Source organism: Streptomyces sp. NPDC018610 (assembly GCF_044391765.1).
Taxonomy (GTDB): Bacteria; Actinomycetota; Actinomycetes; order Streptomycetales; family Streptomycetaceae; genus Streptomyces.
In genome coordinates this window covers 1-7,978 of sequence record NZ_JBISAL010000023.1, presented here as the reverse complement: position 1 = coordinate 7,978, position 7,978 = coordinate 1, and the positions used below count along the sequence as shown (strand labels likewise).

2 protein-coding genes are annotated in these 7,978 nt (G+C 71.9%); both read left to right on the top strand.

Annotated features, from left to right (window positions below; all coding sequences use genetic code 11):
* Nucleotides 1–3,198: type I polyketide synthase (locus ACH5A8_RS34495; protein WP_399007944.1), on the top strand; the 3,198-nt coding region annotated here is incomplete at its 5' end.
* Between the two features lie 161 nt (nt 3,199–3,359).
* The coding region (locus ACH5A8_RS34490) for an SDR family NAD(P)-dependent oxidoreductase (protein ID WP_399007943.1) at nt 3,360–7,978 on the top strand (4,619 nt) is incomplete at its 3' end.

Genomic DNA, 7,978 nt, shown 5'->3' with positions numbered 1-7,978 from the left:
ACCGGTCCTGGTTCGCAGGCGGTGCCGGATGCTGTGTTCGTGCCGGTGTCGCGGCGGGGGCGTGGGGAGGAGGAGTCGTTCGTCTCCGCGCTGGCGCGGGTCTGGGTGCAGGGTGTGGAGGTGGACTGGTCGCGGGCGTTCACCGGAATGGGTGCCGCTCGTGTCGACCTGCCGACGTACGCCTTCCAACGCCAACGCTACTGGCTCGACACGAGCACCGGTACGCCGGCGGCTGCCCTGGCCGAGCTGGGGGCGGATCCGGCGGGTCACCCGCTGCTCGGGGCGGCGGTGGAACTGCCGGACGGTACGGGAGCCGTGTTGACGGGGCGGCTGTCGTTGCGTACGCATCCGTGGCTGGCGGACCACGCGGTGGCGGGATCCGTGCTGCTCCCGGGGACGGCGTTCGTGGAGCTGGCCGTCCGGGCCGGTGACCAGGTCGGCTGCGATGTGGTGGAGGAACTGACCCTCCAGGCGCCGCTGATCATTCCGCGAGCGGGCGGAGTGCGCCTGCGGGTGACGGTCGGCGCTCCCGACGAGGCCGGCCGACGTGCGGTGGGCGTTCATTCCCGGCGGGACGAAGCCCCGTACGGGGAGGACTGGACGCGGCACGCCGACGGGGTGCTGGCCGTCGCCGAAGACTCGACGCCGCCGGTGCGCGATCTGCGCACCTGGCCGCCGGAGGGCGCCACCGCCGTAGACACGAGCGCCCTGTACGAGGAGTTCGCCGCCGACGGCTACGACTACGGGCCGGCGTTCCGAGGCGTGCGCGGGGCCTGGCGGCTCGGTGACGAGGTGTTCGTCGAGGCGGCTCTCGCGGAGGAGCAGCGGGCGGACGCCGCCGGGCACGCGCTTCACCCGGCGCTGCTCGACGCGGTGCTGCACGGGCTGCGGAGGGGCGACTTCCACGGGGAGCGACCCGGCCTGGTCCTGCCCTTCGCCTGGCGCGGGATCTCCGTGCGCGTCGCCGGAACACCGGCTGCGCGGGCGGTGTTGCGGTCGGCCGGTGACGACGGCGTCCGCGTGACCGTCGCCGACGGCGCCGGGCGGATCGTCGCCGAGATCGACTCGCTGGTGCTGCGGCCCGTTGCCCCTGAGCAGCTCGCCGCGGCGGAGGCGGACCGCTGGGACGACGCCCTGTTCCGAATGGAGTGGGAGCCGCTGCGGCCGGAGGCGCCGGCGGGACCCGGGGGCGCGGGCGCCTGGGCCGTGATCGGCCCTGCTGAGCTCAAGCTCGGCGTGGAACTCCAGGGTGTTCCCGGCGCGCCCACCGACGTGCCCCGGTACCCCGACCTCGCGGCTCTGGCCGCCGAGATCGACGCCGGACAGGCGGGCATACCGGATGTGGTCCTGGTGGCGTACGTCGCCGGTGCGGCGGACGCCGAGGACGGCGGCGCCGGTCACGGCGACGGAAGGGCCCCGGCGGCCACGGCCGATCGTGTGCGTACCGTGCTGGAGGGCGCGGTGGCGGCGGCGCGGACCTGGCTGGCCGACGAGCGGTTCAGCGCCACCCGGCTGGTGTTCCTCACCCGTCGTGCTGTGGCGACCGGCTCGGGCGACCGCCCCGACCTGGTGACCGCCCCGCTGTGGGGGCTGGTCCGTTCGGCGCAGTCGGAACATCCGGGCCGGTTCGTCCTGGCCGATGTGGACCAGGTCGAGAGCTCCGGTCGGGCCCTCATGGCCGCGCTGGCCACCGGAGAGCCGCAGTTCGCCGTGCGGGACGGGGAGCCGCTGCTCCCGCGTCTGCGGCGGGCGGCTCAGGAACCGGCCACGGAGGCCGCGGGCCCGGCCTTCGACCCCTCGGGAACGGTGCTGGTCACCGGCGCCACGGGCGGGCTCGGCAGCCTGCTCGCCCGGCACCTCGTCACCGAACACGGGATACGCCATCTGCTGCTCACCAGCAGGAGCGGACCGGAGGCCGAAGGCGCGGCGGCGCTGCGGGCCGAACTGGCCGGGCTGGGCGCCGAGGCCACCGTGGTGGCCTGCGACACCGCGGACCGCGCGGCGCTGGAGCGGTTGATCGACGGCATACCGGCCGAGCACCCGCTCACCGCGGTGGTGCACGCGGCCGGTGTACTGGACGACGCGACGCTGGCGACCGTCACACCCGAGCAGATCGACCGGGTGCTGCGTCCGAAGGTCGATGCCGCACTGCACCTCCACGAACTCACGCTGCACAGGGACCTGTCCGCCTTCGTCCTCTTCTCGGGGGCGGCAGGGGCACTCGGCACGGCGGGCCAAGGCGTCTACGCGGCGGCCAACGTCTTCCTCGACGCCCTCGCCCACCACCGCCACGCGCTGGGGCTGCCCGCCCGTTCGCTGGCCTGGGGACTGTGGGCGGAGCGCAGCGGCATGACCGAACGGCTGGGCGACGGCGCCCGACAGCGGCTGGCCCGCATGGGCATCGGCGCCCTGGAGTCCGACCGCGGCCGGCTGCTCTTCGACGCCGCCGTCCGGCTGGGCGACGCCGTACTGCTGCCGATGCGGCTGGACCTGGCCGCGCTGCGCGCCCATGCCGGGGACGCCTACGGTGGCGACGGCGTGCCGGCACCCCTGCGTGGCCTGGCGAGTGTTCCGGCGGCCCGGAGGGGCATCGCGAGCGACGCCGGCACAGCAGCCGGTGCGGTCTCCCCCGCAGCAATCGGTGGAGCGTACGGCGCGGCGAAGGCGGACGGTGCCGCGGGGCTGCGGGAGCGGCTCGCGGGCCTCTCCGAGGAGGACCGGCAGCGCGCCGTCCTGGACCTGGTGCGCACCCACGCCGCCACGGCACTGGGACACGCCACCGCGGCGAGCGTGGAGGCGACACGTCCCTTCAAGGACGTCGGCTTCGACTCGCTGACCGCGATCGAACTGCGGAACCTGCTCAGCCAGGCCACCGGACTGCGGTTGCCGGCGACTCTCATCTTCGACCACCCGACACCGGGCGCCCTGGCGGCACACCTGCTGGACGAGCTCGGCCCGGCACAGGGCGCGTCGGCGGTCGAGGGCGGCCTGCGCGGCCTGGACACTCTCGAGACCGCGCTCACGGGTCTCGCCCAGAACGATCCGGACCGCGAACTCATCCGTACCCGACTGCGCAAGCTGCTCGCCCAATGCGAAGGCGACGTGGCCGGAGCCGAGGATTCCCCGGTCTCCGTGACCGACAGAATCGACCAGGCGACCGACGACGACCTCTTCAAACTCATCGACGAAGAATTCTGATGGTCATGGCCCACAGGTATAAACGAAACCATCCGTCCACCGATCAAACCGTCTGATTGATCCAGACCGCCCGACTCGCGGCGAACAACAGGTTCGTCGTGGCAGTCAGGGCTGAACTGAACGCTGCTCGGCGAAGAATGCGGAATACTGAGGGGGAAAGCGTGGGTACGGCGAACGAAGAGAAGCTTCGTGCCTACCTCAAGCGTGTCACCGGGGATCTGCACCAGGCCCGGCAGCGTTTGCGGGAGCTGGAGGAAGCCGAAGCGGAGCCGATCGCGATCACCGCGATGAGCTGCCGCTACCCGGGCGATGTCGCGACCCCCGAGGACCTGTGGCGCCTCGTGGCGACCGGGGCCGACGCGGTATCCGCATTCCCCACCAACCGCGGCTGGGACATCGACTCCCTTTACGACGCCGATCCGGAACGCACGGGCAAGACCTACGCCCGCGGAGGCGGATTCCTGCACGATCTCGACCAGTTCGATCCGGAATTCTTCGGGATATCGCCGCGTGAGGCGATGGCGATGGATCCGCAGCAGCGGCTCCTCCTGGAGACTTCCTGGGAAGCTTTCGAACGCGCTGGTATCGACCCGCTCTCGGTCCGCGGCAGCCGTACCGGTGTTTTCGCGGGCGTGATGTACGACGACTACGGGGCGGCGCGCATTTACGGCGGCACCGCGGCGGAATTCGAGGGTTACCTCATCAACGGCAGCGCCGGCAGCATCGCCTCCGGCCGCGTGGCCTACACGCTCGGCCTCGAGGGTCCGGCGGTGACGGTGGACACGGCGTGCTCGTCGTCGCTGGTCGCCCTGCATCTGGCCGTACAGGCCCTGCGGGCGGGCGAGTGCAGCCTCGCCCTCGCCGGCGGTGTCACCGCCATCGCCACGCCGAACCTGTTCGTGGAGTTCAGCCGGCAGCGTGGGCTGTCGCCGGACGGCCGCTGCAAGTCCTTCTCCGACGACGCGGACGGCACGGGCTGGGCCGAGGGTGTCGGCATGCTGCTGCTGGAGCGGTTGTCGGACGCGCGCCGCAACGGCCACAAGGTGCTGGCGGTGGTGCGTGGCTCGGCGGTGAACCAGGACGGTGCCAGTAATGGGCTGACGGCGCCCAATGGTCCGTCGCAGCAACGGGTGATCCGGGCTGCCCTGGCGAACGCACGCATCTCGGCGTCGGACATCGACGCCGTCGAGGCGCACGGTACGGGGACGACGCTGGGTGATCCGATCGAGGCGCAGGCTTTGCTCGCCACCTACGGTCAGGATCGCGAAGAGCCGTTGTGGCTGGGGTCGTTGAAGTCGAACATCGGGCATGCGCAGGCTGCTGCGGGTGTGGGTGGCGTGATCAAGATGGTGGAGGCGATGCGGCACGGTGTGCTGCCGCAGACCCTTCATGCGGAGACGCCGTCGTCGAAGGTGGACTGGTCGGCGGGTGCGGTGGAGCTGTTGACGGAGGCGCGGGAGTGGGTGCGGTCGGGTGATCGTCCGCGTCGGGCGGGGGTGTCGTCGTTCGGTGTGAGCGGTACGAACGCGCACGTCATCCTGGAGCAGGCTCCGGAGACCGAGCCGGCCGAGGGGGCTGGGCCGGCGGTTCCGGTGGAGCCGGTGGCGGTGCCGTGGTTGCTGTCCGCCCGGAGTGCGGATGCGCTGCGTGAGCAGGCGGTCAGGCTGCGGGCCCACGTCGAGAGCAGCGCCGACGTCTCGCCGGTGAATGTGGGCTGGACGTTGCTGACGGGTCGGTCGCAGCTGGAGCACCGCGCTGTTGCGGTGGGCCGCGATCGGGAGGAACTCCTCGCGGGACTGGGTGACGTGGACCCGGGGACTGTCGGTTCCGGTGGCCGGACGGTGTTCGTGTTCCCCGGTCAGGGCTCGCAGTGGGCCGGTATGGGCGCCGAACTCCTCGACTCGGCTCCGGTGTTCGCGGCGAGCGTCGCTGATTGTGCGGCGGCGCTGGCGGAGTTCGTGGACTGGGATCTGGAAGCCGTGCTGAGGGGGGCGACGGGTGCTCCGTCTCTGGAGCGGGTGGATGTGGTGCAGCCGGTTTCGTGGGCGGTGATGGTGTCGCTGGCGGCGTTGTGGCGCTCGTACGGTGTGGAGCCGTCGGCGGTGGTGGGGCATTCGCAGGGTGAGATAGCGGCTGCGTGCGTGGCCGGGGCTCTTTCGCTCCAGGATGGTGCCCGGGTGGTGGCGTTGCGGTCGCAGGCGATCGCTGCGGGTCTGGCCGGTCACGGCGGCATGGTGTCGCTGGCCCTGGACGCCGAGGCGGTGGCTGCCCGGATCACGGCGTGGGACGGCCGTATCGAGATCGCCGCGCTGAACGGTCCCACGTCGGTCGTGGTGGCGGGTGAGCCGCAGGCCCTGGACGAGCTGATCGCCTCGTGCGAGGCGGAGGAGATCCGGGCCCGCCGGATCCCGGTGGACTACGCCTCCCACACCTCGCACGTCGAACGCATCGAGGAGAAGCTGGCCGACGTGCTGGCCGAGGTGCGCCCGCAGCCCTCGGACATTCCGTTCTTCTCCACCGTGATCGGTGACTGGGCGGACACGTCGGCTCTGGACGCGGGTTACTGGTACCGGAACCTGCGGCGGACCGTCCGCTTCGAGGAGTCGGTGCGTGCTCTGGCCGCTCAGGATCATGCCGTGTTCGTCGAGGTGTCGGCGCATCCGGTGCTGGCGATGGGTATCCAGGACACGGTCGATGAAGCGGTCGTCACCGGCACGCTGCGCCGTGAGGACGGCGGCCTGGACCGCTTCCTCGCCTCCGCCGGAGAACTCTGGACACACGGCATCGACGTCGACTGGTCGCAGGCCTTCACCGGCACCGGTGCACAGCTGGTTGACCTGCCCACCTACCCCTTCCAGCGCAGCCGCTACTGGCTGGGTGTGACCGCGACCGCCGGGGCCGGGACGGAAGCCGTGGGACTGCTCCCCGCCGAGCACCCGATCCTGGGGGCGGTCGTGGACCTCCCCGACTCCGACGGTGTGGTCCTCTCGGGCCGACTGTCGCTGCACGCACAGCCCTGGCTCGCGGACCACGCGGTCGGCGGGGTGGTGCTGCTGCCGGGCTCGGCCTTCGTGGAGCTGGCCGTCCGAGCCGGTGACCAGGTCGGCAGCGAGACGGTGGAGGAACTGACCCTGCACGCCCCGCTGACCCTGCGCGAGCGCGGCGGAGTGCGGCTGCGCGTCACGGTCGGGGAGCCCGACGAAGCGGGACGCCGGGAGCTGGGCGTGTACTCGCGTGCCGAGTCGGAGCCGGAGGCGGCCGAGGAGTCCTGGACGTGCCACGCCACCGGTGTGCTGGGGACGGAGGCCGTCGAGGCAGACGCTGACCTGGTGTCCTGGCCGCCGCCGACGGGCGCCGTCGCGGTGGACAGCGCCGAGCTGTACGACGACCTGGCCGCCGCCGGGCACGGTTACGGGCCGGCGTTCCAGGGGCTGCGCGCGGCTTGGCGGCGTGGGGACGAGGTGTTCGCCGAGGTCGAGTTGGGGGAGGAGCAGCGTGAGGAGGCGGCCCGGTTCGGGTTGCACCCGGCGCTGCTGGACGCCGCCCTGCACGGGGCATGGCTGACCGAGGCCTTCTCCGACGGTCGGGCGCGGTTGCCGTTCGAGTGGCGGGGCGTGTCCCTGCACGCGTCGGGCGCGTCGGTGCTGCGCGTGCGTCTGGCTCCGGCCGGCAGGGACGCGCTGTCGGTGAGCGTCGCCGACGGCACCGGACAGCCGGTTGCCACGGTACGTTCGTTGCTGACCCGGTCCGTCGACCCGACTCGGCTCGCTTCCGTCCGAGACGAAGCGCACGACGCTCTGTTCAGCCTTCAGTGGACGGCGGCCTCGCCCCCGATATCGGAGGCTGCGGGGTCCACCGCATGGGCTGTCCTCGGCGAATCACCCCTCGGGGGAGAGGCCTGCCCGGACCTCGACACACTCGCCGCCCTGTCGGCCGTACCGGGCTTCGTGATACGTCGTCTCCCGGCAGCGGCGAACCCGGTGAATCCGGCGACGGACACGGCCCGCGCGGCTCTCCGGGAGGCCCTTGAGCTGGTGCGGGAGTGGCTGGCGGACGAGCGGTTCCTGTCGTCGCGGTTGGTGCTGGTGACGTGTGGGGCGGTGGCGGCTGGTCCTGAGGAGGGTGTCGCTGATCTGGGTGGGGCCGCGGTGTGGGGGTTGCTGCGGTCGGCCCAGACGGAGAATCCGGGGCGGTTCGTGCTGGTGGACACCGATGGTGCGCCGGTGTCGTGGCAGGTGTTGCCCGGTGCTCTGGAGTGGGCGGTGGAACGGGACGAGCCGCAACTCGTGGTGCGTTCCGGTGACGTACGGGTGCCGCGTCTGGCTCGTCTGCAGGCCTCTGCCACCTCTGCCGTGGTTTCGGGGGGGTCGGGTTTTGGTGCGGGGACGGTGTTGGTGACGGGTGCGACGGGGACTTTGGGTGGTCTGGTGGCCCGGCATCTGGTGCGGGTGCATGGGGTGCGGCGGTTGTTGCTGCTGAGCCGTGGCGGGCTTGGGGCTGCGGGTGCGGTGGAGTTGCGGGACGAGTTGGTCGGTGCGGGTGCCGAGGTGTCGGTGGTGGCGTGTGACGTCGCCGACCGTGTCGCGTTGGCGGAGGTGCTGGCGGGGGTTCCGGCTGATTTCCCGTTGACGGGTGTGGTGCATACGGCGGGTGTGCTGGATGACGGTGTGGTGTCGTCCCTGACCCCGGAGCGGCTGGAGAGGGTGCTGCGGCCGAAGGTCGACGGCGCCTGGAATCTGCATGAGCTGACGCGTGGTCTGGGCTTGTCGGCGTTTGTGTT